The following is a 23,191-nucleotide window of genomic DNA, read 5'->3' on the forward strand; positions in this document are numbered from 1 at the left end:
CGTTCGAGCTCATGACAGCGGCCTGCCGGATATGACCACGCGGCGCGGCGGGCGGGTCTACCGTGGGCTGTCGTGACCGATCCGATCGCCGATCGCGCGTTCGACCTCCTCCGTGCACACAGCCCACTCACCGAGGACGAGTGGTGCGAGATATTGGTGGCCCACGGGGTGGGGAATGCGCGTGAAATGAGGGAATTGATCCAGAGTTTCGACGTTCCGTGGCTGGGGTTCCTGCCGGACGGGCGCTATATGGCACTGGATGTGCTGTATCGGGACCGGATACTGACCCACCGGCTCACCGCCGTGGAGATCGACGCTGGGCTGATCGCCGCCGACCCGGATCTGAGTCCGATGCTGACCGGCCCCGATTCGGCGGATATCGAGGGATTCGGCGGCGCGCGAACCGCTTACGACAAACTCGACGCCGACATCCTGGACGGTCGCGAGCTGCCCGGGTACACCCACCGCATCCTGGTGTTCGCGCCGTCGGCGCTGGCGGAACTCACCCCGGGCACCCTGATCGGCCTGCAGATCGTCGACGGTCGCGCGCGGCTGCGCGTGGTATCCGAGCCGATCGCCCCGCCGTCGGTGACGGTGGCCGCGATCGAATGCCGGGTGGCCGAGGACGGCGTCACCGAAATAGACGATGTGTGCTGGGAGGCGATGCAGGCCGACCCTCGCCTGTTCACCCGGCCGACGCTGCCGCTGTCGGAGCTGGTCACGGCGGCCGGGCTGGTCCGCAAGGGCAATCTCATCGCGCAGCCGGGATTCGATTTCGACAATATGCCCGGCATCGACCCGGCCGAAATCCTGCAGGTCATCGACAAACTGACCGAAGAGCAGGCCCGAGCCGTGGTCGCGTTCACGGAGCTGACCGACGCGGTGGCGGCCGCGCCCGCCGAGGAGCAGGCCGCGATCCTGGCCGCCGCGAGCCTGGACGAGTTCGTCCCGATGGGCGCCGAGCGGCCCGCGCGGTCGGCGCTCGAAGAACTCACCGTGCGCTCGGAGTGCGACCCGAACGCGCTGGTGACGGTCGCCGAGCACGTCGCCCGGCACGGCCCGCGCAAGCTGGTGGCGGCCGCGCACTGGCTGGCCGCCCGCGCGGTCGAGGTGCTCGACCGGCTCGACGAGGCGCAGCACCACCTCGATGCCGCCGTCGGCGCGGACCCGTTCTGGGTGCTGGCGCTCGCCGACCGCGCCCGCTACGCGATCGACCGCGGCGAATTCACCCAGGCGCTGGGCCTTTTCGACCGCATCGACGGCGGCCAGCGCTTCCCCATCTACTGGCTGCTGGAGGAGATCGTCACGGCCGGACCGGAACTCGGCCGCAACGACCGCTGCTGGTGCGGCTCCGGCCGCAAATACAAGGTGTGCCATCTCGGCCGCGGCGAACCCACCCTCGCCCAACGCGCCCGCCTGCTGTACCAGCGCGCCTGCGTCCACTGCGACCAGCCCGAATGGCGCAGGGTCCGCACGAAACTGGGCATGGTCCGCAGCCGTCACTGGGACACGGGCTCGCTCCACGCCCTGGACGACCCCCTGGTCGTGGACATCACCATGTTCGAGGCGGGCGGATACGCCGACTACCTGGCCCGCCGCGGCCACCTCCTCACCGCCGACGACCGGCTGATCACGGAACAGTGGCAAACGGTCCGTCGATCGATCTACAAAACCGAGCGGGTGCATCCCGGCCGCGGCATCACCCTGCGCGACCTACGCACCGACGAACACCACATCATCGCTTCCCCTTTCGCCAGCCACCACCTCCACCAGGGCCAACTGTATTGCTGCCGACTGGTTCCGGCGGGGGAGGAGATGATCGCGGGCGGCAGCTTCGAACCGGTGACCGATGAGCAGTGCGAGGGATTGTTCGCCTTGCTCGACGACGAGACCACGGAACCGGACCAGCTCATCGAATTCCTCAGTACGCGGTTCGAGGAGTGCCCGGAGGACCAGTGATGTCGCCGCCTACGGGACGAGCGGGCGAACCTTCTCGGCGATGAAGCGGAAGAACCCCACGGGGTCGGGTTCGTCGGGGGTGGGTTCGAGGACCACCGTGTCGGCACCGGCCGCTGCCCACCGTGCCACCACATCGGCGATCGCCTGCGCGTCGCCCACGGCGCACAGGCCGTCGTCGACGTCATGACCCAGTTGCCGCACTTCGGCCGCGGCGCGGTCGGCCGCGTCGGGGCCGGTGGCGGCCACCAGCTGGACCATGAACGAGAAGTCGCCGTCGCCCCCGCGCGCCGCCCGGCCCTGCCGGGTCAGCTCGATGGTCTGCCGCACGCCCGCCAGCGTGGTGCCGGTGACGACGCCATCGGCGGCCTCGCCCGCCAGCCGCAGGGTACGTGGCCCGAATCCCCCGACGACCACGTCCGGCGCGGTGACCGGTGGCCAGTCCAGGGCGACATCGTCGAGCTGAACATAGCGGCCCCGCACCGTGATTCGCTTGCCCGCGAGCAGATCCCGGAGCGCGTCGAGATATTCGCGCAGCAGGGTGATCGGCGAGGCGACCCGGGCGCCGACCTGACCCATCCACTGCTGATTACCGTGGCCCACCCCCCAGATCGTCCGGCCGGGGAACATCCGCTCCAGCGTCGCGATCTCCATCGCCGTGACGGCGACATTGCGCAGCGGCGCCGGGAGCACCCCCACACCGATACGCACGCGCTCGGACCAGGCCAGCGCGGCCGCCGCGGTCGAAATACCGCCCTCGGCAAAACAATCCTCACACAGCCACAGCTGCTCGAGCCCCGCCGAATCGGCCACCCGCACCACCTCCCGCAGCCGCTCGGGAGGATTCTGCGGCTTGAACACCACACCCAGGGTCGTCATGCCCTCAGAGTTACCAGCCGGAACCGCCTGCGGTCGAGGGGATTTCGCCGCATCGGGTATCCCGAAGCCCCGGCTATCGGACGGCGTCGACGTGGTCGAGCAGGTGGGTCAGCACCGCTTCGGGGGCTTCGATCTGTGGCCAGTGCCCGATGCCGTCGTCCAGCATGACCACGTCCGGGTCGGGAATTACCTGCCGATACCGGTCGGCCATGTGCCGACCGGAGTTCGGGTCCGCGGGTCCATCGATGAACCGCATCGGAACCGTGGTCTCGCGCATCGCGCGTACCCACCGGTTGCGATGGACGTATCGGTCGTTGACGAAGCGGCCGACCTTGTGGCTGACCCGCTTGCCGTCGTTGAAACCCAGGATCTGATCGAACTGCGTGATCAGCCGCGGCGACGGTTTGGTTGCGGCGCCGAACATTTCGTCGATCGACCGCGCCAGGACCGCTCGCGACATCAGGACCCGCTGGTAGCGGCTGGCCAAGGCGCCCAATGGAGTACGAGACAGCAGGGTCTGCACCAGGCGAGGGGTGTACACCTCGTTGAACAGCCCACCGTTGAGCCAGGTGATCGACTCGATTCCGCACCGGCCGTAGGCTTGGCCGCCGGAGTCGTGGCGGGCCAGCATTTCCTGAGCGACGGAGACGCCGATGTCGTGGGCCACGATATGGCAGGTCTGCACGCCCAGGTGGGCGAGTAGCGCCTCGTGCATATCGGCATGGTCGAGCACGGTGTACTCGTAGGCGACCGGCTTGTCGGAGAACCCCATACCGAGCATGTCCGGCGCGATCACGGTGAACCGCTGGGTCAACGCCCCCCAGATCGGTGCCCAGTCCCAGGAACTGAACGGATAACCGTGGATCAGCAACAGCACCGGACCCTCGCCCTCGACCCGGAAGAAGACATCGAACCCCAGGTAGTCGAAGTACCGACCACCAGATCTCCACTGCTCGAGCTCGGCGTCCATTCCACCACCTCCGGCAGCTTCCGATTCCGAACTCAGCATAGAGCCGATCGGTACTACCCGACTCTGTGGCCGGGCCGGTGGCCCTGGCGGCGCGCCGTGCCGTCGAGTAGGGCGTTGACGGCGGGGGGAGCGAGGACCTGGTCGAGAATCATTGTGGCGCAGGCCTGTATGCCCGTGGGCGCGTCCTCGGCGCTCGACTCGATGCGCAGTGAGCGGGTGGCCAGGGCCGAGGATTGCTGGTAGATCAGTTCGCGCATCCCGGCTATCAGTGGTTCGGCGGCGTGTGACAGGTCGCCGCGGACGATGATGACGGCGGGGTTGAGGATGTTGACCGCCGCGGCCAGGGCTTCGCCGATGCGACGCCCGGCTTCGCGCACCAGTCGCAGTGCGTCGGGGTCGTTGTCGTGGACCAGGCCGACGAGTTCGGGCAGCGCGGACACGGGCTTACCGGCTTCGGCGAGCTGTTCGAGCAGGGCCAATCCGCCCGCCACGGTTTCCAGACAGTTCAGGTCGCCGCAGCGGCATCGGCGCGACGGAACCCCACCCACCTTGATATGCCCGATCTCGCCCGCCGCCCCCCAGGCGCCGTGTTGCAGTCGACCGCCCGCGATGATCCCGGCGCCGATGCCGGTGGATGCCTTGACCAGAAGCAGGTCATCGATGTCGGGGTGCCTCGCATGTTCGGCCAGGGCCAGCAGATTCACTTCATTGTCGACCCTGACCGGCACGCCGAACCGCTCGGCGAAGAATTCGGCCACGGCAATGCCGCCGAACACGGGCTTGGCGGCCAGGCTCATGCTGTGGCCGGTGGTGACATCGACCGCGCTGGGTACGCCGACGCCGACACCGTGCACGAGCCGCCCGGGCAGCGGTGTCCGCGACAGGAGCCGATCCAGGTGTTCGGCCGCGGCGGCGAACACGGTCTGCGCATCCTCGCTCATGCTCACCGCGAACTCGGACTCGGCCAGTACCCGGCCCGCGAGGTCGCACACCGCGACCTGAGCGCGGCTGACTCCGATCGACGCGGCCAGGACGACCCCCGATTCGGGGTTGAACACCAGCCGGGTCGGGGGCCGTCCACCGGTCGACCCACCCTCGACGCGTTCGACGACGAGTCCGCGCTCGAGCAGCTGCTCGACGCGCAATGTCACCGCTGTTCGCGACAGTCCCGTCAGTCTGCGAATATCCGCGCGGGTCACCACGTCATGCCCGCGGATCAGCCACAACACGTCCCCGGCCGAGGTACCGGGCGTCGTTGTCGGTCGGCCAGTCACCGTTCCTCCTCGCCGGTTCAACGACCACCGTATCCGATTTGTTCAGACCGACTTATCCTGTAGTTAGGTCTTAAAAGATCCAAAGTTTGCTTGCCTGAGGACCTAAGTGAGCGTTAGCGTGTGTATTCGATCACAGTTCGGCCCACGCATGTCGGTCCCCCGCGGACCGCGCGGCGGCATCGTCGATTCGCCCTCTTGCTTCGGCGGCCGGTTGGTCCCGGCGGTCTCGGCCGCTGCCGCAGCACGCTCGTCAACACCGTGTAGCGACTCTCGATCCGAGGAGGAAATGTATGCCCACTCATGAGACCGAGAAGGTGGACGACTCCGGCGCCCCCTGGCTCGAGCGCGCCCGCTGTGGTGTCCGGCCCCGCCTGGACCGCCGGGGATCGTGTGGGCGTCCGCGACGCGGGTTTCCGATCCGATCCGTGATCGACCACTGACGGGCGGGAGTGGGCGAGATGGCTTCATTCTCGGGCTCACGCATGCTCGACAGCAGTCTGCTGTTGCTGTTGGCCGAGCGTCCCGATCACGGGTATTCATTGCGCAATCGCCTCGAACACCTCGGGCTGGACTTCCACGGCGAGCCCGGCGCCCTGTACCGGCGCCTGCACGTGCTGGAACGGCGGGGATTGGTCGAGCACCGCGTAGATCATTCCCACAATGGGCGGAAAAAGAAAGTCTATTCGACAACTGTGGCCGGTATTGCAGAGCTCGGTAGCTGGGCTTCGTCGCTGCAGGGCACGCTCGAAATAATCCAACAATGGCTTGCCGCGCATGCCAGCCTCTCACGGTGAGTGTCTTTCACACTTATACGCCTTCGTCGAGCAACCTATTCTTTCCGTCACCGGATGCATCCGGTGGGCCGAGATTATTATTCGTGTCCCCTCGGCTGATGAATGTGTTGAAGAATCTACGAAGATGAGGTCGATCATGCGTGTGCTCATCGAGGCTGCGGGGCTGGTTGTGCTCGCCGCGATCGAGGCCGTGGCCACCCAGTGGAGACATTTGGTGCGCGGCCAGATCAGAAAGGTCAGGAATCTGACCTTCACCGTGGTGAATCATGCCCTGATTCCGGTGGTCAGCGTAACCATGGCGCATTTCTTGGAGCCGCGGATAGGCACCCAGTGGATCGCCGGACTGCCCGTGATCGTCGGCTTACCGTTGACCATTGTGGTGCTCGATTTCGCCGGATACTGGTTCCATCGCTTCAGTCACCGCAATCTGTTTCTGTGGCGGTTTCATCAGATCCACCACCTGGACGAGGATTTCGACGTCACCACCGGTGCCCGGGTGCACACGGTAGAGGAGACGATGCATCACCTGATCCTGCTGGCCCTGGTGGTCGTGTTGGGCGCACCGGGCTCGTACTTCGCCGCATTCGCCACCATCTCATTCCTGATAGCGCTGTTCCACCACGCGAATATCGCGATCCCGGATCGCCTGGAGCGCGTGCTGCGGCTGGTGCTGTTCACCCCGGCGCTGCATGTCCCGCATCACCATGAGGACATTGTCAATACCGATACCAATTTCGGGTTCATCTTTCCGTGGTGGGACCGGATGTTCGGCACCTTCAACACCGTCGCCCGCACCCCGCAATGGCGTATCGGGCTGGACTATTCCCACGATCTGCCGCTGCATCGGCTGTTCGTCCAGCCGTTTCTGCCTCGTCAGCTGAAGGAGACCGCGACCCCGCCGACCCCCTCGGCCGCGACGTCGGTCGGTACCGGAAAAGGCGGGGCGGCATGCTGATATCGATCGAGGCCATGTTGATACGGGGCGGCACGTCCAAGGGCCTTTATCTGTCCGGCTCCGACGTGGATGCCTGCGGGATAGCCGCGGATGTGCTGTTACCCGCACTGCTGGGCTCGCCGGATCCGCGTCAGATCGACGGTCTGGGCGGAGCGAGCACCACCACGAGCAAGGCCGCCATCGTCCGGCCGTCGACGCGGCCCGATACCGACGTGGACTTCCTGTTCGGGCAGGTGGATATCGAATCGGCCGCGGTGGATTGGAGTCCCACCTGCGGGAATGTGCTCGTGGGGGTGGGGCCTTTCGCGATCGAGCGCGCGATGGTGCCCGTGCGCGGTGAAACCACCGATGTCCGAGTGCATTTGGTCAATACCGGCGCGCATGTGGTGCTGACGGTACAGACCCCGACCGGGGCGGTGCGCTACGACGGTTACGAGGAGATCGCCGGGGTGCCCCGCAGCGCGGCCCCGGTCGGGGTGACATTCACCCGGTTCGCAGGCGGGGCGACCGGAGCGCTGCTGCCCACCGGCAAACCGACCGACATCGTCGACGGGGTCGAGGTGTCCTGCGTCGACGCCGGCGTGTGCGCGGTGCTGGTCCGCGCCGCCGATGTCGGCGTCGCGGGAACGGAAACCCCGGATCAGCTCAACGAGAACCGAGAGTTGTTGCGGCGCCTGGAATCCCTGCGCCTGCAGGCGGGCGCCTTGATGGGGATGGGCGATGTCACCGGCCGCGTGATACCCAAGGTCATCCTGCTGTCGGAGACCACCGAGGCCACCATCCGGTCGCGCTACTTCGTGCCCACCAGTTGCCATCCGGCGCACGCGGTGAGCGGAGCGGTGTGCCTGGGTTCCGCACTCGCCCTGCCGGATACGATCGCCCGGGACCTCGCCCCGGCGGCTGCGGATTCCGGTCGCTACACCATCGAACATCCGGCAGGTCTGATCGACATCGGCCTCACGGTCACCGACGGCCGTCCGGCCGGGGCCACCGTGGTGCGCACCGCGCGAAAGCTGTTCGACGGCACGGTATTCGCCGATATCGACGCGGCGCGGGTGACGGCATGAACGTCGATACCGTGCATGCGAGGCTCGAGGTCGATCATCGTGACGTGTCGACGAGCGCCGCCCTCCGAAAGGGGTTACGGCCCCGGGTGCGCTGGGCCTTGTGTGTGGCCATCACCCTGGCGGTCGGTGTCGTGCTGGCCTACCTCGGGCTCGCTGGCGGTTGGCTGATCGCGGCGATGCTGGCCGCGGCGCTGATTGCCCTGGGCACCGGCCGCGAGCTGGCGATCGGCGGCCGACCGGTCCGGCTCGCCCAGGCGGTGATCGGAGTGCTGGCCGCACTGCCCCTGTGCGAGTTGCGCGGCGGCACCGCCGTCGGTTACGGCGGTGCGGCCACCGTCACGATCCTGACCACCCTGGCCTTCAGCATCGCCTGCGGGCTACTGCTGGCCGGCGCCGGGCAGGGAATCTCGGCGACCACCGGAATCCTGTCGATGATCGCGGGCGGCGCCAGCACGGTGTCCACGATCGCCGACCAACTCGGCGGAGACCAGAGATTTGTGTCCCTGTCGCAGTACCTGCGGCTCATCATCGTCAGTGCGACTCTGCCCGTGGCACTTCCGCTCCTCGGGAGCACCGCGCCGCACGGCGGCGCGCCCGTGGATCAGCGGTCCACGGGCGCGGGGCTCGCGATCACGATCGCCATCGTGGCCGCCGCCGGGCCGCTTGCCGCGCGCATGAAAATCCCCGCACCGCACCTGCTCGGACCACTGGCCGTGGCCTTGGTTGTGGGCGTGTCCCTGCCCGCCGAGCTGCGTCCCGCCGTGCCCGACCCGATGAAGATCGCGGCCTATGCCGTTATCGGCTGGCAGGCCGGGGGCGGCTTCTCACGATCGGCCGCGAGCCGGTTCCTACGCCTGCTGCCCTACATTCTCGCGTGCATCGCCGCCACCATCTCCGGTTGTTTCGGAATGGCCGCCGTCCTGTCCGACTGGTACCACGTCCCCCTCACCGAGGCATACCTGGCCACCTCGCCCGGCGGCATCTATTCGGTATTGGCCATATCCCATGACATCGGCGCCGGTCCGGTCGTCACCACGCTGCAGGTGCTCCGCATGATCGTGATGCTTTTGACCGCGATCGCGCTGCCCTACCTCATTCGGCGATATCGAAAGGAACGATGACATGAAGCGCGTTCTCGGCATCTCGATGGTGTTCGCCTGCCTCGGCAGTGCGATGCTGGTACCCGCGGGTCGGGCCGCCGCGCACCCCTCGGTGTTTCCCACCACGATCGACCTGCCCGCCGGATTTCAGCCGGAGGGCATTGCGATCGGATCACTGCCGGTGGCCTACTTCGGCTCGAAGGCAGACGGTTCCGTCTACCGCGCCAGCCTGGTGACCGGGCGGATCCACCTCCTGAGCCCCGGGCCGGGCACACCCGCGCTCGGACTCGAACTCGACCACCGCGGCCGACTGTTCGTCGCCGGCGGCACCGGAGGCGACGCCCGCGTCGTCGACACCCGCACCGGCTCGATCCTCGCCGACTACCAACTCGGAACCCCGCCAACCACACTCGTCAACGACGTAATCCTCACGCCGACCGGCGCCTGGTTCACCGACTCACGCACCCCCGTGCTGTATCACCTACCCATCGACCGCGACGGCACGCTTCCATCCCCCGAAGCGGTCGAGCGCCTCCCGCTAACCGGCGACATCGCCTACATACCCGGGGCATTCAACGCCAACGGCATCACCCGCACCCCCGACGGCACCAGCCTGATCATCGTCCAAACAGTCACCGGCCAACTGTTCCACGTCGACCCCACAACCGGCACCACCCACCAGATCCCCCTAGGCACCGAATCAGTCCCCGACGGCGACGGCCTACTCCTACAAAACAACACCCTGTTCGTAGTACAAAACCGCCACAACACCATCGCCATGATCACCCTGAACCACTCCGGCACAGCAGGCACACTCGAAACCCGCCTCACCAACCCACATTTCGACGTCCCCTCAACCATCGCATCCTTCGGCCACCGCCTATACCTCCCCAACGCCCGCCTGACCACACCCCCCACACCAACCACGCCGTACAACGCCATCGCGGTCGACCGACCACGAAATAACGACCGACGGCATTGACGGTTCCGGCTCTGGACCGGTTCACCGGTGATCACCCAACCATGAGACGTGGCCGAGACTACGACCGTGACCGTAGCGAAGAAAGCTTCCTGAAATGCCAAAAGCCCTGGCGAGCGATCTGCCAGGGCTTTTATGGTGTGCGCCATCAGGGACTTTGACACACTTTCTCTACCTACAGCCAGGCTGTAGGTGTTCATGCGATAGACGGTAGCCCTCGACTCTGGCGTCGTCAACGCGCCACTCCGAGGGGGCGTGGGAGCGGTCGGTACCCACGAGACTGTTGATGAGGTCGAGCTTGGCGCGGACTGGTAGTTAGTCGGTGTCGCCTTCGCGGAGCCTGGCCCGCAGCCGCGCGATGACGAGGTCGCGCTCACCGAGCGCAGCCTTCAGATCGGATGTGCTCAGCGTGAGTGAAGCTTCGTCAGTGGGAACCGAATCGACTTCCGCACGTGGTGGCGTGAAACCGGACGGGTACCGGCGAATTGTGTGAAAGGTCAGCCAAAATTCGCAGTTCACCGCTGTCTCTTTTCAGGAGACTTTGCCGTGGTGTCAGAACGATTCCAGTGCCTGCGGTCGGATGGCAAGTCAGGGCCGCGGGCGTCTGGACCGGCAATCCTCAATGATCGGGTTGCACTCCTGGTGTGCGAGCATCGCGCGATCAGGGTCGGAGCCAGGAGGCCGATCCAGGTCACAAGCGGTCGGCGAACCAGTCGGCGACAAGCTGCCGCGCGGGGTCGGAGTCATCCATGCTGCAATGTTCGGCACCGCCATCAACGCCGTCGAATACCACCAGTTTCTTGTCGCTGGACCCGGCAGCTTCGATCGCTTCCTCCGCGTGCGAGAGAGGGATCATCGAATCGTCGGCACCATGCACAATGAGGAAAGGCTGCGTCAGGTGCGGCAGCGCTTCGGCGAGGGCGAACGGCTTCACTTTCTCCAGCGCCTGCTCCATCGTGTCGGTGCCCATCACCCACGGCAACTGCCAGAACGGCACCGGAGTGGTTTTGGACCGGGTCTCCCAGCGGTGCTGCCATAGTTGGCCGTAGTCCCACACCCCGCCCCACGCAGCGCACGCCTTGATCCGGTGCTCGAAGGCCGCGCCGCGTGGCGCGTAATACCCGCCGAGACTGATGCCGAGCAGACCGAGCCGCTCCGGATCGAGGTCCGGCCGGGTCATGAGGTGATCGACGATCGCGGACGTGGGCACCTCATAGTCGGGGCGTGACGCGACACCACGCAGCCGCAACGGCTCCCCGGTGCCGGGAGCGTCGACCACCAGACAGGCGATGCCGCGGTCGGCGAACTCCTCCCGGATGATGCAATACAACAGCTCCTTGGTCACGTCGAAACCGTTGTAGAAGATCACCACCGGAGCCCGCCCGACTACGTCTCGGGCGGGGATCAGCCAGCCGGGCAGGATGCCGTCGGGCGAGTTGATCTCGACGCGCTCGAGAGGCCGCGGCATCGTCTCGACGGCCTTGCCGAATGCCTCGAGAGCCAGGCTGTAACTATTGGTCTTCGCCGGGCCGGGCGCGGTCTGGCGCTCGCCAGTCAGGTAGTAGTTCACGGCATTCAGGAACCGCTCGGACGCGCTGCGCCGATAGCCCCGGCTGAGGTCCCGCTTCGCGAATTCGACCTGGAGCGTGCCCGCCTCGTCCCACGCTTTCGTCCACGCCTCTGGATCGGGCTGCGCCTCGCGCAGCCCGGCGAGTTGGCGGTCGATCTGGCCCAGTTGTCCGCCGGCGGTGATCGACAACAGCACGGCCGAGGACCACATGTAGTTGTCCGGAAAGTACCTGAACACGAGACCTCCTTGACCGAAGCGGGCGCTATCCGGCCGATGCTACCGGCCTGAACACGATTCACCAGGAGCCTCACCGGCATTTTTCGCGGCGCGCGGTGCCAACCGTCCCCGCTCAGTCAGTGGATTGTGCGGACACCGGGTACCAGCCGCGCGAACCTCCAGACCACGGTGAACTGGCGCACCTGTCGACGAATCGCGTTCGGCCGCAGAATGATGCATCGACGCCCGGCAGATCTGTCAGGACCGCCTTCAGTGAGTATCGTTGCAGTATTTATGGCCGCTGCGTCGCCGAGCGTGCGGCGTAGCCGGTGAGCAGGGCGTCGATGATGTCGGTCAGTTGGGGCTCGACATCCACGACGGCGTGTACGAGTTCGGGTTCGGATTTGTAGAAGTCGCGTAGTTTCGTGCCGGGGGCCGCCATCTGCCACATGGCTCCGGCCATCGCGGTTGCGGTGGCGATGACGCTGAACGCCTGGTCGAGCCGCAACAGGGTGACAGTGCAGAGCGTGGAGCTGACTTCGGTGACCACGGCGATGGCGCGAGTCTTGAATTCCCGGACCCTCTCCAGTGAGACATTTCGTTCCAGGTTCAGCGGCGTGTGCGCGAGGAGGTCGCAGAACAGTGGGCGGGAAACCAACGAGTGAGCAATCACAGCTGCGGTCTCGCGCGCTGTCGCATCCGATTCCGGCCGCCCGGCACTGGGGCGGGCCGCGAGGTTGTCAAGCTCGCCGCGCACCGCCACCGACCATTCGTCCCAAGCACCGACCGCCAGTTGCAGGAAGATGTCCTCGCGCGTCTCGAAGTAGCGCAACATTGCCGACTTGTGCATACCGACCTCGTCGGCAATGGCGCTCGCAGTCACCTCCCGCACGCTACTGTCCATGGCCAGGCGAGCAGCCGCCACCAGGATCGCCTCCTGCCGAGCGCGCTTCGCCTCGGGGGTACGAGCACGTTCAAAGTCGAAATCAGTCAAACCAGTCACCGTCCAAGCATTGAGTTGCCGCGACCTGGTTGTCGAGCAAATCGCCCATCTCCAGCATAATACAACCTAATTGCATTATTAGTGAAACCGTGTTTCACTAGAGCCATGAGTCCGCAGACCAATACTTGGTTCATCACCGGCTCCTCCCGAGGCTTCGGCCGTGCCCTCACCCTCTCCGCACTCAAGGGCGGCGACAGCGTCGTGGCGACCGCCCGCAGGCCCGAACAGCTCGCCGACCTCGCCGCGCAGTACGGCGACCGGGTCCTCCCGGTCGCTCTGGATGTGACCGACCCTGCTGCGGCCGAAGTCGCACTTACCGCCGGGCTGGAGAAGTACGGCCGGATAGACGTGGTGGTCAACAACGCCGGCTACGCCAACGTTTCCCCCGTCGAGACCACCGACGAGTCCGATTTCCGCCGCCAGTTCGAGACCAACTTCTGGGGCGTCTACAACGTCTCCCGAGCCGCGCTGCCGCTGCTGAAGAAGCAGGGCGGGGGCATCGTGATCCAGTTCTCCTCGAGCGGCGGACGCATCGGCAGCACCCCCGGACTCGGCTCCTACCAGGCAGCAAAATTCGCCGTCGACGGATTCACCCGGGTCTTGGCGGCCGAGACCGCACCGTTCGGCATCCGCTACCTCGTGGTCGAACCGGGCGGCTTCGCGACCGACTGGGCAGGAGCCTCCATGCAGATCGAGGAGATACCGCAGGACTACCGCCAGACCGTCGGTGCCTTGGCCGAGCTGCTGCGCGCCGGTGCCGCACCGGGCGACCCCAATCGGGCCGCGGAAATCCTTGTGCGGGTTGTGCATTCCGGCCAACTGCCCAGCCATCTGTTACTCGGAGCCGGCGCGGCCACGATGGCCCTGGCCTACTCCCGCAGCCAGATCGCCGAGGCGAGCGCTTGGCAGGCCGTCTCGGTCTCCGCCGACACCGGTGCCGGCTACCCAATCGATCTGCCTATCGTCCACTGAACCCGCCAAAGCGGCAGGAAGGACAGGCCATCCGAGAGCACTTTCACCGACAAGGCCGCCTCGTCACGGGCGCGCCGGATCAGGGCTGACATAGGTTCGATTGACCCCGAGAACGGCTTTAGAGCATCGACAAAGGGAGAAGCGCATGTCTGCGAAAACGATCGTTATCACCGGCACGGCCAGCGGTTTCGGACAGCTGAGCGTGCGTCGCTTCAGCGAGGCCGGCTGGAATGTGGTCGCCACGGTCCGCAAAGAGACCGACCTCGACACCCACGCCGCCATGGAGAACGTGAAGACTCTGCTGTTGGACGTGGACGACGAGCAGGCCGACCTGGCATTCGGGGAACTCGCGCAATCACAGTTCGGCCGCGTCGACGCCCTGATCAACAACGCCGGATACTTCCAATCCGGCCCACTCGAAGCCACGACCATGGACCAGGCCCACCGCCAGTTCCAGACCAACGTCTTCGGTCTGATCGCATTGAACAAGGCGTTCATCCCGATCTTCCGGGAACAGCGATCGGGTGTCATCGTCAACGTCAGTTCGATCAGCGCCGACGGCGGCTACCCCTACAACTCGGTGTACCAGGCATCCAAGGCCGCGGTGGCCTCCCTCACCGAGGGTTTGCACGCGGAGCTGAGCGGGTTCGGCGTCCTGGTCAAGGCTTTGCATCCGGGTGCCATGGCAACGAAGATCTACAGCAAGATCGACGGTGCCCAGAACGTTCCCGAGGACTATGACGCTTCGTGGAAAGCATTCACCTCGCTGAACATGATCCTCTCCGACCCGGAGATCACCGCCGAGGCGATGTACCGGATGGTGATTGACGGCGACACCCGCAAGGTTCACTACTACAGCGGCCCCGATGGCGAAGCGACGCCCCGCGTAAAGCAACTTCTCGGCCAGGACTGGTACTTCGAGGAACTCAGCGCCCGCAACCGCAACGAAGCCACGCCGCTGTGGGAGGCATTGATGCCCCACCCCAAGTCAACGGCTCGGAACTGAGACCGACCAATGTATTCCAAGGGCAGCTTCATCGTGGCGATGCGCTCGGCGGCAGTTGGCGGCAGATAGATCCCGGCGATTGTGTCGATTGCCGTTCTTGCATGGGTCGGCCCATGCGACGAAATCAGTTATGCGCGTCAGCTTTTCGGGCGTTTATCCCTTACGGGGTATTCGCTCCGGATTGCCCGAACTCAGGGCACCAACGGGTGTGGCTCGCCAGTCATGGCCGCAAGTGCCTCGGCGACCTCCACCAGACTTGCTCGGATGTATGTCGCGGTCTGTCCGCTGCGGCCGTCGGGCTCGGCGTGGCCAGCGTAGGCGCGGGCCACTGCGTAACCGTAGTTGCGTTCGACCCAGGTGAGGGTCGTGTGACGGAGCCAGTGTGCGCTGATCTGTTGACGGCGGACCCATTCCAGGTGCGAGCCGATGCGGTTCCACAGAGAGTCGTAGTGGCGACGGGTGATTGGGTGACCGTTGCGGCGACGGAACAGGGGCTCGCTGTCGACAGGATCGTCTCCGTGGCGCTCGGCGATATGTTGGAGCATGGCCCGCATCAACGAAGGCGAGACCGGCTGCCAACGGACGGTTTCGCCCTTCTCACGAAGGAAGATGAGACATTGTTCTGGGTCAAGGTCTTTCGGGCGCAAGGCTAGGGCACCGCCACGGCGACAGGCGGTTTCGATGTGCAGCCGCAACAACATCGTGTCGAGAGTTGGGTCGTTGCCGGTGGTAGCAGCTACCTGAACGATCTCGGCGAGTTGGTGGTCTGCGATGGCCCGCCGGGTACTGGCCAGTCGCCGGGGTTTTGCGACACGTTTGGCAGGGTTGTCGTCGGGCCGGATATAGCCGTCTTCCTCTGCGTACCGGTAGAGGCAACGCGCGGCAGCGATGAGATTCTCGGCCGCGCTGCGCCCGCCTCGGGAGTTGCGGCGCACGATGGCGTCCTCTTTGGCTTGTGTGGCGAGCTGGCGCAGCTCCGCTGGTGAGGGCTCATTAATGACACGTTCGCCCCACGATTCCTCGATGCGCCGCAGGTATGTGCCGTAGACCCGTAGCGAGGTCGGGGGCATCAGCGCCCTGATCGTGGGGATGTACTCGGCGAAGGTCGGGATGGTCGTCGGCTGCGCCGTCGCGATTAGCTGCTCGGGGGTGAGTCCGAGTCGGGAAAGCAGCAGCCGGGCAGCGTCGATTTCGGTGGTGGTGGTCATCGGACCGTACTCGTCGCCTGCTCATGGAGCGTCGAAAGGGCCTGATCGATCACCACGAGGGGGTAGATCAGCAACAGGCGGCCAGGCACTGATGCAGCGATCAAGAGCCGGTCTCCAGGTTCGATCCCGCACCGATGTCGAATGACGGCTGGCAGCCGAAGATGGCCGTCGTGATCCACGCGGAAGCCGCCGTCCGAATGCTCGAAGGCGACGGCCGTCCGTCCAGCCACTGTCAGGGAAATCGGCTGTTCAGGAAGCCAGCCGAGTCGCTTCACCGCCGCGCGGTCGCCAACCTGTCCGTGGCAGCAAATCACGGCAACGCTGTATTCGAATCGGTTCATCGCTCCGGTACCGATCATCAGCTCCGGCATCGGGAGAGGGCCGGTACGCCCCATCGGGGTGCCGCGTCGCGAGTTGGCCGGTGGCCAGACGGCCAAGCCGTCGGTGTCTATATCGTTGATGTCCATTGGTTCGCGCCTATCCGCTCAGCAGGTGACCCCGGCGCACGCACGCGCGAACCCTCGGTGTGATCGGTGAAGGCGCTGACCTCGCAGGGTGTACATGCGCGCCAGCCGGGGATGAGTCTGGACTTTTGTGCAAACCGTCGGACTGTCAGGCGGTTGCCTTCAGGGCGGATACTCGCGCCCCGGAGAATAGGCACCGGAACTTCAATAGCCAATGTCTATTATAGCACTAGCGTACAATTCAGTATTTCGCTCCGCCTGCCGGCTCATTTGGGTTGCTCAGGGTAGTCGGGTTGTGCAAGACGGGAACTCCGGTCTGGCAGATACTCGGTATGGGTGTCGGCCTGGAGAAAGCGGCCGATTGCGAACGGTCCATTCCTTCGTCCGTGGTACGGCAAGAGGATGATCCTGGTTGGGGTGTAGCCATTTGTGTGGTTGATGGCGCGCACTACGCCTTCGTCGGGTGCGACGGCACTGGCGAGTCGTGCGCGGTCCTCGGGAGGGAACACTTGGTCGGGTGCGCGAGTGCAGTCGATCCAAGGCGGAGGGTCGGTCAGCCACCGGACGACGGAGCCGTCAGGAACATGAATGACCCCGAGGTATGTCTTCTCGGCCCGCAAGTATTCGCGGAACGCTGTCTGTTCCAGCGTGGCTTTCGGCGGCCGGGACGTCGCGAATGTTAGGTCTTCCAGAAGTCCCCAGGCACCAACGGTTTCAGCGTCGTTGCGGGCGCGAATCGTTGCTTGCCAATACATATCCCGGTGGTGCGTCAGGTTGCGGACGGTGCCCGTTGTCCGAAGCCTGACCTGGGCTCGAGGCCGATACAGGAGGTTGTACACCTCCTCGTGGTGATCGAAACGGTTGGCGTTGTGCCAGAACATCGCCAACGGCAACGCCGGCACGAATTTCGAGTCGGGAATGCCCGCCATCCTGGTGCATTCGACTGTCAGATGAACCACCCTGGCCGGGAGGTCCCATACAACTCCTGTGGCGTGGCGGGGCTCGGGCGGATCTTCGTCGACCGGCCCGAGCCAGTACTGGACCCCATGAACCCGTTGCTGCGGGCCGAACACTGGGCGAGCGAGGAGGACGTACCTCCGACCGCGGTGCCCGAAGACCGCCTCGACTGACGCACGCCGATCCCGCGCTTCGATGATGTGGCCGTATATCTCATCGGCGGTGACGCTGGCTCCGAGTTTGGCAGTGTTGATCGTGCGCTCGATGAGCCTTTTGAGGACCACGAAGTCCTTCTCGCCCTCTCCACCGGAGACGACGGTCGGCTCTGCCGCTGGATCGAGTGTCTCAACCATGGTCCAGGGCTTTGACGCTGCATCTAACTTGCGTGTGGTGTACATGGCGACCTACCTGCCCTACTCGGCCGCGTCGTTGGCGGCGAGGGCAAGAGCCTGATCCGAGAACCACTCCGCAAGCTCGTTGCTCTTGTACATGTCCATTCCCTGTTGGAATTCGTTGAGCAGCGCAGTGATTACGCAGATGGGGTGGACATCCTCGGCGATCGACTCCGCCAGGTGGTGCAGCATTGCGGTTACGGCGTCGGCGTCGTGGCGCGCGGTGTGTGCCAGTACAGCCATGGCGATCTGCCGTTCGCGGTGCGAGGCTTCGTAAGGTAGCGAATGCATTTCGGGCTCCTTTGTCCGATTGGTCGGTCGGAGCCGCTGGCCGGAAAGGCCGGAGGCGACTCCGTCGGATGCGACAGACCTCAAACGACCGCACGAAATCGCGGCGATACAGTCGGGAAGGTCGGTCGGCCGGACACCACGTGAGCCGGATTCGGCTGTCGGTGTTTCGGCTACATCCGGCGTCGCCTCCAGCGAGGCCGGGGAACCCTATGAGAGGGCGGAATTCAATTGTGCGGGTTGGACAGTGACGCTGATCTATTAGTTCTTACCTTGAGCAGGTTTGCGGTGCTCCGTCATTGACGGAATCGGCGAACCTCCGCGAAGGGGCCGAACACTCCGGTCGCGGTCAGCCCGACACCAACAAGCAGGACCAACGGGTTGGAAAACGCGGCGGCCACGATAGCACCGAGTGCTCCGAGCACACCAATGCCCAGCATTAGCGCGATCCGCATTACGAGAACTGGCTTGCTGGGGTGTGTGTACATGTCCTTCACGAGATTTCCTCCTTCGTCTAGCTGTTACCCAGACTTGTGCGGGTGACGTCGAGTACGGCTTGTGGTGCTCCGTCACAGGGCACGGCGGTCCAGCTCGCCCGTACACGAATCCAGGATTCGGTGTCGCTGAATCGCATTCGGAACAAACACTGTTCGGTCACGGCTCCGCCGATCAGGGCGTCACGGCAGCGTTGAAGTTTGGCGGTGTCCTCGGGATGGGTCTGTGGGACTTCGGTTATCCACCGATCCAACGGCGGAGGTCCCGGCACGATCCATTCATGCACAAGGCCGGACCGTAGATCGACGAGGCCAGCTCCGTGTCCCGGTGACACTGGCATCGTGCGCCATACGCCGATGTCGAGAGCCCTCGGAGTCGGTGGTTCGATCTCGGTAATGTCGCAGACAATTACACGCACCAGCGGTCCCTCGGGTGATGGGCAGGATCGCGCGGCGACGCAGAGATGGCGACGTTCCGGACCGACGCTTGTCGCGCTCCCGATCCATTGCTGGCCGGCCGGTGCCGACATCAGTTCAAGCAGGCCCGCCCGATCGGCACAGCCGTCCAGTTGACCTAGCAGATACGGAAGTACGCTCTTGCCAGTAACTTCCGGATTGTCCGTCTGCTGGCTGATCTCGCATCCTTGCGCAATACCGGTGCGCGGGTCGAGAGACAGCACGCCGATCGGCAGCCGCGGTGGAACCTCTGCGTCGGCACGACCAACCCAGAGTTGCACGGCGTAGACCTGGGCGGCTGGGCCGATCACCGGCACGGCCACAATTCGTAGCCACAGACCCGAGGCCAGCCGTACTGGTATCTCGGCAGGCTGCCCGGACCCGACTACCTGGCTTAACACCGCATCGAGTTGCGACGCGACGTTGGCGCATCCAGCGATCCGGGTTCTGCTGGAACGACTAAATTGTCGGATATGCCCGTCTTCGAGAATGACAGACGGCCCTGCACTGGTCATAGTCTCGAATAGCACCCAGCCCTCCTTCGCGGCGTCCCGGTGCCTCTGGGACTGGCGATCCCGGTGCCGACGCGACGCAGCGTTGGAACGTGGGCTTCGGTGGGTGTTTCTGGCGGGGGCAGTCATGATTTTCCCCTTTCAGAAGGCCGCTGCCTGCGAGGCGAGCGCGACCGCCTCGGCGGAGAATCGCTGAGCAAGGTCGTCACCGCATTCGCGCATCGTGCAGCGGCACTCGTCGAGGATGGTGCTGATGATCGACAGCGAATCCTGGGTGTCGAATGGCTCGGCGAGCACGGGCATAGCGCAGCGGCACTCGTCGAAGATGTCCGTGATGATGGACAACAGATCCAGCGGGTTGTTCGGCTCGGCGAGTATGTCGAGCATGGCTGCGATGGCGTCGCCGTCATCGCGTGCGGCATGCGCCAGCAGGGCCATGGCGATTTGCTGTTCGCCGAACGGCGAGTACTCCAGCGGATTCATGATGAACCTCCGGGGACAACAGCCCGGCGAGGAACAGGCGCGGACTCCGGTTACCGCCGGAGTGCGGCTGCCCGCCGGAGCGGGGTCATCGGGGCTAATACAAGTCCCCGGAGAAACCAGACCATTAGGTCGGCAAGTCACAGGGTAACGCTTCACTGTGACCGACGCAACATCGATTTGCCGAAAATTTTCTGGGCATAGGGCAGACTGGTCGCCATGACCGGTGCCTCAAGCCCTGCTGTCGCCTTCCCTCACCCCAAAGACCGGCACCCCATGCTGGGTGACGTCAAAGCCGTGGACTCGTCGCGTCCGACGCAGAGCGAGGCGGAACTCGCCCGCGAACTCGGACCGATTTACGAGCTGATGTTCGGCACCGAATACCGGCTGCTTGTGGTCACCGGAACCGAACTTGCAGAAGAACTTTGGGATGAAAGCCGGTTCGAGAAGCATGTGGCCGCGCCGCTGGAGAAGCTGCGTGAGGTGACCGGCGACGCGCTGTTCATGGCGTACAACTCCGAGTCGATTTGGGGGATCGCTCACCGGATACTGACCCCCGGTTTCGTCAAGCCCGCGATGGCGATTTACCACGACGCGATGGTTTCGTCCATCGAATCAATGTTTGAGTATTGGGACAAGGCTGGGGCACGGCCTCGTGTGAATCTCACTCAAGACCTCAACAGCTTGACCTTTGAGCTGATCGGCCGAGCTGGGTTCTCGACCTCGTTCCGCGCGTTCGATCACGGCGCGGACTCCGATCTGCACCCGTTTCTGACACAGCTCAACAGGGCCATGTGGTGGATCTCCACGTCGTCGAATTCCACGCCGATGGCCCGCGTCCGGCTCGAACGTCAGCACGGCCAACAGTACAAGGACGACCTGGTTGCCCTGCATGAGTACGGTCTCCAGCTCGCCCGCCAGCGTGCCTCCGAACCCCGGCAAGGACCGAAAGACCTGCTCGACCTGATGCTGACTAACGAGGACCCAGCCACCGGAGAAAGGCTCCCCGAAGAAAACATCGCCTACCAGGTCGTCTCGTTCCTGCTTGCTGGGCAGGAGACGACCGCGGGCACGCTCGGATTCGCCCTGTATTTCCTCATGCAGCAGCCGCAGATCGCTGAGCGAGTGCGCGCGGAAGTGCTGGAGGTCTGCGGGGACTCGCCCATCGCGTTTGACCAGGTCGCGAAGCTGCGGTACACCCGGTGCGTCGTCGACGAGACACTGCGCCTGTGGCCCAGCGCCCCCGGCTACTTCCGCGCCGCCCGCGAGGACACCGAAATTGGCGGTCAATGGCCGATACGCAAAGGCGAGCCGATCTTCGTTCTCACCCTCGGCCTGCAGACCAACGAGGACTGGCCCGATCCCCTCCGATTCGACCCCGACCGGTTTCTGCCAGGCCGCGACAAAGGCCCATACCGGCCCTTCGGCACCGGCCCGCGCGCCTGCATCGGCCGTCAGTTCGCACTCCACGAAGCCGTGCTCACCCTCGCTTTAGCGACCCGGCGGTATAATTTTGTTTCCGACCCTGACTACACACTGACCGTGCATGAGCAGTTGACCATCAAGCCCGAAAGCTTGCATGCCACACTGGAACGTCGTACCACCTGACGCCTATCACGCCAGGTGGGAGTCGCCAACGGAGGTGACCCGTGGACACTGTGCCAACGTCGGACAAGATTCCATGGATCATGGTCGAAACGCTCGATCCGGCCATTGAGCCCGCGGTCGTCTCGGTGGGTGGCGACCCCCGCCCCTTCACACCACTCGACCGGAGTGTAGATCGGCTGCTCAAGAACCAGGCCATTCCGGCGAGCTACAGCAAGATGGTCAAGCGGAAGGTCCGTCACGCCATCGACGAAGTCCGGCGAACGGGCACCGAGTTCGACAGTAGCGACAAACCCGTCCGAATCGGCCACGTGCATTACCGGCTGGTCGCGTTGCCGGTGCCAGGGCCGAACATGGGCGTCCATGCGGTCCAGTTCTGGTTCGGCCCCGAGAGCATGCCGCGGTCGCATCCGGAGCCACGTCGTGCTGCTGGGGTCGTGTGGGACTTGGGCAAGCAGGTGATCTGTCAGCCGATCGAATCGCAACGGTTATCCGGCGTCCCTGACGACGAGTACTTTCCCGAGGTCTCCCTGGCGGGCATCTTCGACCGGGCATCGCAGTTCGATGGACACGACCAGGTGCTCAAGCTGGTCTACAACCCTCGCCCCGGCGATCGACTTCAGTGGCAGGTCACGGTGCCCCACATGAACGGCACCCTGATGCTGTGGCAGGTCACGATCCGCGCTCGCGACGACGAGGAGTGCAAGGGCGCATGGTGGATGTGGGAGGACATCACCAGCCCGAAACACCCGCCCAGCCATCCGACACTTGAGTCGATCGGGTACCGCGCGATTCACCGCCAGGCGGGCACCTATGCGGCCGTCGTCATGATCGCGTACCCGGCGACTATCAGCTACTGGCTCACCGAGCCCGCGCCATGGATCAGATGGACCTTCCTGAAGAAGCCCGCCGACGTTTTCCATCCCGAAGACCGAGCAAAGCTCAACATGCTCAACGCGGAGCTCGAAGTCGGTAGCTCCGCCGAAGTCACGGTCCGGACGCTCACGGCTGACGGCGGCTACGCCCTTACTCGGATGTTGTTGTCTCCCTACCCCGGCTATATCGGCAAGGGCATGATGATCGGCCAGTTCCTCCAAGCCGACGACGAACGCTCCCACATCCCCTTCCACCCGGTCGCCGTGCAACCTGGCGAGGTCGGCTACGACGAGCAGATGCGACGGCACCTTGCCCGCTGGCCCGCCGTATCTCCGACAGTCGGACAGCACTGGTCGCAGACCCAGCAACCGCCAGATTCCGACACCCAGTCGGGGGACGGGGAAGGTGACTGATGCGCTCCAACGAAGCAGGCGGTTGATAGCAATTTCCGCTGGTCAGTGCCCGATGACCCATCGATTCCGACGCAGGATTAGCTGAGGGCTTGCGCGTCTGAGTTATAATTGACATCGGCTATTGAAACGGTGACCATCGGTCATCATCCGGGGCGCGGTCTCCACCCCGAAGGCTCGACCCCATTCCGGGGTTGATGCGCATTTCCAACACATGGAGTTGTCCCGGCGTGTCTGGGCGACTCATCCAGGGCTGCTAAGTCCTGATGGTGGCACTCCTCCAGAGGTGAGGAGTTCGATCGTCGCTC

Annotated in this window: 23 protein-coding genes; 10 read left to right on the forward strand and 13 right to left on the reverse strand. The window is 64.9% G+C overall.

The window, feature by feature from the left end; genetic code table 11:
* Positions 1-72 precede the first annotated feature (72 nt).
* Positions 73-1,959, forward strand: coding sequence for a YecA family protein (locus HPY32_RS46040; protein WP_067582859.1), 1,887 nt, complete (start codon positions 73-75; stop codon positions 1,957-1,959).
* A gap of 9 nt (positions 1,960-1,968) precedes the next feature.
* Here the strand turns inward: HPY32_RS46040 and HPY32_RS02735 are convergent, their stop codons facing one another.
* The 3 genes from HPY32_RS02735 to HPY32_RS02745 all read right to left on the reverse strand — a co-directional run bounded on the left by HPY32_RS02735 (position 1,969) and on the right by HPY32_RS02745 (position 5,079).
* A complete protein-coding gene (locus HPY32_RS02735) occupies positions 1,969-2,835 on the reverse strand; it encodes an LLM class flavin-dependent oxidoreductase (protein WP_067582862.1) in 867 nt (288 codons plus the stop codon).
* 73 nt (positions 2,836-2,908) lie between these two features.
* Positions 2,909-3,805 (reverse strand): alpha/beta fold hydrolase, encoded by an 897-nt coding sequence (locus HPY32_RS02740; RefSeq protein ID WP_067582865.1) that lies wholly within the window; start codon positions 3,803-3,805, stop codon positions 2,909-2,911.
* Between the two features lie 53 nt (positions 3,806-3,858).
* Positions 3,859-5,079, reverse strand: a complete 1,221-nt coding sequence (locus HPY32_RS02745; protein WP_067582868.1) for an ROK family transcriptional regulator — start codon at positions 5,077-5,079, stop codon at positions 3,859-3,861.
* A gap of 458 nt (positions 5,080-5,537) precedes the next feature.
* On the opposite strand from HPY32_RS02745, the gene HPY32_RS02750 reads away from it, so the two are divergent.
* Genes HPY32_RS02750 through HPY32_RS02770 form a run of 5 tightly spaced genes read left to right on the forward strand, consistent with a single transcriptional unit; the run spans position 5,538 to position 9,977 of the window.
* Positions 5,538-5,873 carry a PadR family transcriptional regulator gene (locus HPY32_RS02750; protein ID WP_156674178.1) on the forward strand — a complete coding sequence of 112 codons (336 nt, stop codon included), beginning with the start codon at positions 5,538-5,540 and terminating at the stop codon, positions 5,871-5,873.
* Positions 5,854-6,828 (forward strand): sterol desaturase family protein, encoded by a 975-nt coding sequence (locus HPY32_RS02755; protein ID WP_082870929.1) that lies wholly within the window; start codon positions 5,854-5,856, stop codon positions 6,826-6,828. Before HPY32_RS02750 ends, HPY32_RS02755 begins: the two co-directional genes overlap by 20 nt.
* Positions 6,822-7,895, forward strand: a complete 1,074-nt coding sequence (locus HPY32_RS02760) for a PrpF domain-containing protein (RefSeq protein WP_067582874.1) — start codon at positions 6,822-6,824, stop codon at positions 7,893-7,895. Before HPY32_RS02755 ends, HPY32_RS02760 begins: the two co-directional genes overlap by 7 nt.
* On the forward strand, positions 7,892-9,016 hold the full coding sequence (locus tag HPY32_RS02765; protein WP_067582876.1) for an AbrB family transcriptional regulator: 1,125 nt from the start codon (positions 7,892-7,894) through the stop codon (positions 9,014-9,016). The genes HPY32_RS02760 and HPY32_RS02765 overlap by 4 nt, the downstream gene beginning before the upstream one ends.
* A gap of 1 nt (position 9,017) precedes the next feature.
* A complete protein-coding gene (locus tag HPY32_RS02770; protein WP_067582878.1) occupies positions 9,018-9,977 on the forward strand; it encodes an SMP-30/gluconolactonase/LRE family protein in 960 nt (319 codons plus the stop codon).
* A 312-nt stretch (positions 9,978-10,289) separates the two neighbouring features.
* Here HPY32_RS02770 and HPY32_RS02775 read toward each other — a convergent pair whose 3' ends face one another.
* The 3 genes from HPY32_RS02775 to HPY32_RS02785 all read right to left on the reverse strand — a co-directional run bounded on the left by HPY32_RS02775 (position 10,290) and on the right by HPY32_RS02785 (position 12,754).
* Positions 10,290-10,493, reverse strand: coding sequence for a hypothetical protein (locus HPY32_RS02775; RefSeq protein WP_156674179.1), 204 nt, complete (start codon positions 10,491-10,493; stop codon positions 10,290-10,292).
* Positions 10,494-10,665: 172 nt separating this feature from the next.
* Positions 10,666-11,739 carry an alpha/beta hydrolase gene (locus HPY32_RS02780; protein ID WP_171982696.1) on the reverse strand — a complete coding sequence of 358 codons (1,074 nt, stop codon included), beginning with the start codon at positions 11,737-11,739 and terminating at the stop codon, positions 10,666-10,668.
* Between the two features lie 313 nt (positions 11,740-12,052).
* The gene (locus HPY32_RS02785) at positions 12,053-12,754 is read right to left on the reverse strand and encodes a TetR/AcrR family transcriptional regulator (RefSeq protein ID WP_067585651.1); all 702 of its coding nucleotides are present in this window, start codon (positions 12,752-12,754) and stop codon (positions 12,053-12,055) included.
* A 114-nt stretch (positions 12,755-12,868) separates the two neighbouring features.
* On the opposite strand from HPY32_RS02785, the gene HPY32_RS02790 reads away from it, so the two are divergent.
* A complete protein-coding gene (locus HPY32_RS02790; protein WP_067582884.1) occupies positions 12,869-13,735 on the forward strand; it encodes an SDR family NAD(P)-dependent oxidoreductase in 867 nt (288 codons plus the stop codon).
* A gap of 145 nt (positions 13,736-13,880) precedes the next feature.
* The gene (locus tag HPY32_RS02795) at positions 13,881-14,741 is read left to right on the forward strand and encodes an SDR family oxidoreductase (protein ID WP_067582887.1); all 861 of its coding nucleotides are present in this window, start codon (positions 13,881-13,883) and stop codon (positions 14,739-14,741) included.
* A 191-nt stretch (positions 14,742-14,932) separates the two neighbouring features.
* On the opposite strand, the gene HPY32_RS02800 is transcribed toward HPY32_RS02795, so the two are convergent.
* The 7 genes from HPY32_RS02800 to HPY32_RS02830 all read right to left on the reverse strand — a co-directional run bounded on the left by HPY32_RS02800 (position 14,933) and on the right by HPY32_RS02830 (position 19,995).
* Positions 14,933-15,949 (reverse strand): tyrosine-type recombinase/integrase, encoded by a 1,017-nt coding sequence (locus HPY32_RS02800; protein ID WP_067582890.1) that lies wholly within the window; start codon positions 15,947-15,949, stop codon positions 14,933-14,935.
* On the reverse strand, positions 15,946-16,416 hold the full coding sequence (locus HPY32_RS02805; RefSeq protein WP_156674181.1) for a hypothetical protein: 471 nt from the start codon (positions 16,414-16,416) through the stop codon (positions 15,946-15,948). The genes HPY32_RS02800 and HPY32_RS02805 overlap by 4 nt, the downstream gene beginning before the upstream one ends.
* Positions 16,417-16,679: 263 nt before the next feature.
* Entirely contained in the window at positions 16,680-17,768 is a 1,089-nt protein-coding gene (locus HPY32_RS02810) for a GAF domain-containing protein (protein WP_171982697.1), read from the reverse strand.
* Between the two features lie 15 nt (positions 17,769-17,783).
* Entirely contained in the window at positions 17,784-18,053 is a 270-nt protein-coding gene (locus HPY32_RS02815) for a hypothetical protein (RefSeq protein ID WP_067582898.1), read from the reverse strand.
* A 293-nt stretch (positions 18,054-18,346) separates the two neighbouring features.
* Positions 18,347-18,547, reverse strand: a complete 201-nt coding sequence (locus HPY32_RS02820) for a hypothetical protein (protein ID WP_156674182.1) — start codon at positions 18,545-18,547, stop codon at positions 18,347-18,349.
* A 17-nt stretch (positions 18,548-18,564) separates the two neighbouring features.
* On the reverse strand, positions 18,565-19,530 hold the full coding sequence (locus HPY32_RS02825; RefSeq protein WP_156674183.1) for a GAF domain-containing protein: 966 nt from the start codon (positions 19,528-19,530) through the stop codon (positions 18,565-18,567).
* A gap of 123 nt (positions 19,531-19,653) precedes the next feature.
* Entirely contained in the window at positions 19,654-19,995 is a 342-nt protein-coding gene (locus HPY32_RS02830) for a hypothetical protein (RefSeq protein ID WP_067582902.1), read from the reverse strand.
* A 216-nt stretch (positions 19,996-20,211) separates the two neighbouring features.
* Here HPY32_RS02830 and HPY32_RS02835 point away from each other — a divergent pair, with 216 nt between their 5' ends.
* Positions 20,212-21,600, forward strand: coding sequence for a cytochrome P450 (locus HPY32_RS02835; protein WP_067582905.1), 1,389 nt, complete (start codon positions 20,212-20,214; stop codon positions 21,598-21,600).
* A gap of 41 nt (positions 21,601-21,641) precedes the next feature.
* Positions 21,642-22,886 carry a GAF domain-containing protein gene (locus HPY32_RS02840; protein ID WP_067582908.1) on the forward strand — a complete coding sequence of 415 codons (1,245 nt, stop codon included), beginning with the start codon at positions 21,642-21,644 and terminating at the stop codon, positions 22,884-22,886.
* Positions 22,887-23,191 lie beyond the last annotated feature (305 nt).

It is taken from the genome of Nocardia terpenica (assembly GCF_013186535.1).
Classification (GTDB): Bacteria; Actinomycetota; Actinomycetes; order Mycobacteriales; family Mycobacteriaceae; genus Nocardia; species Nocardia terpenica.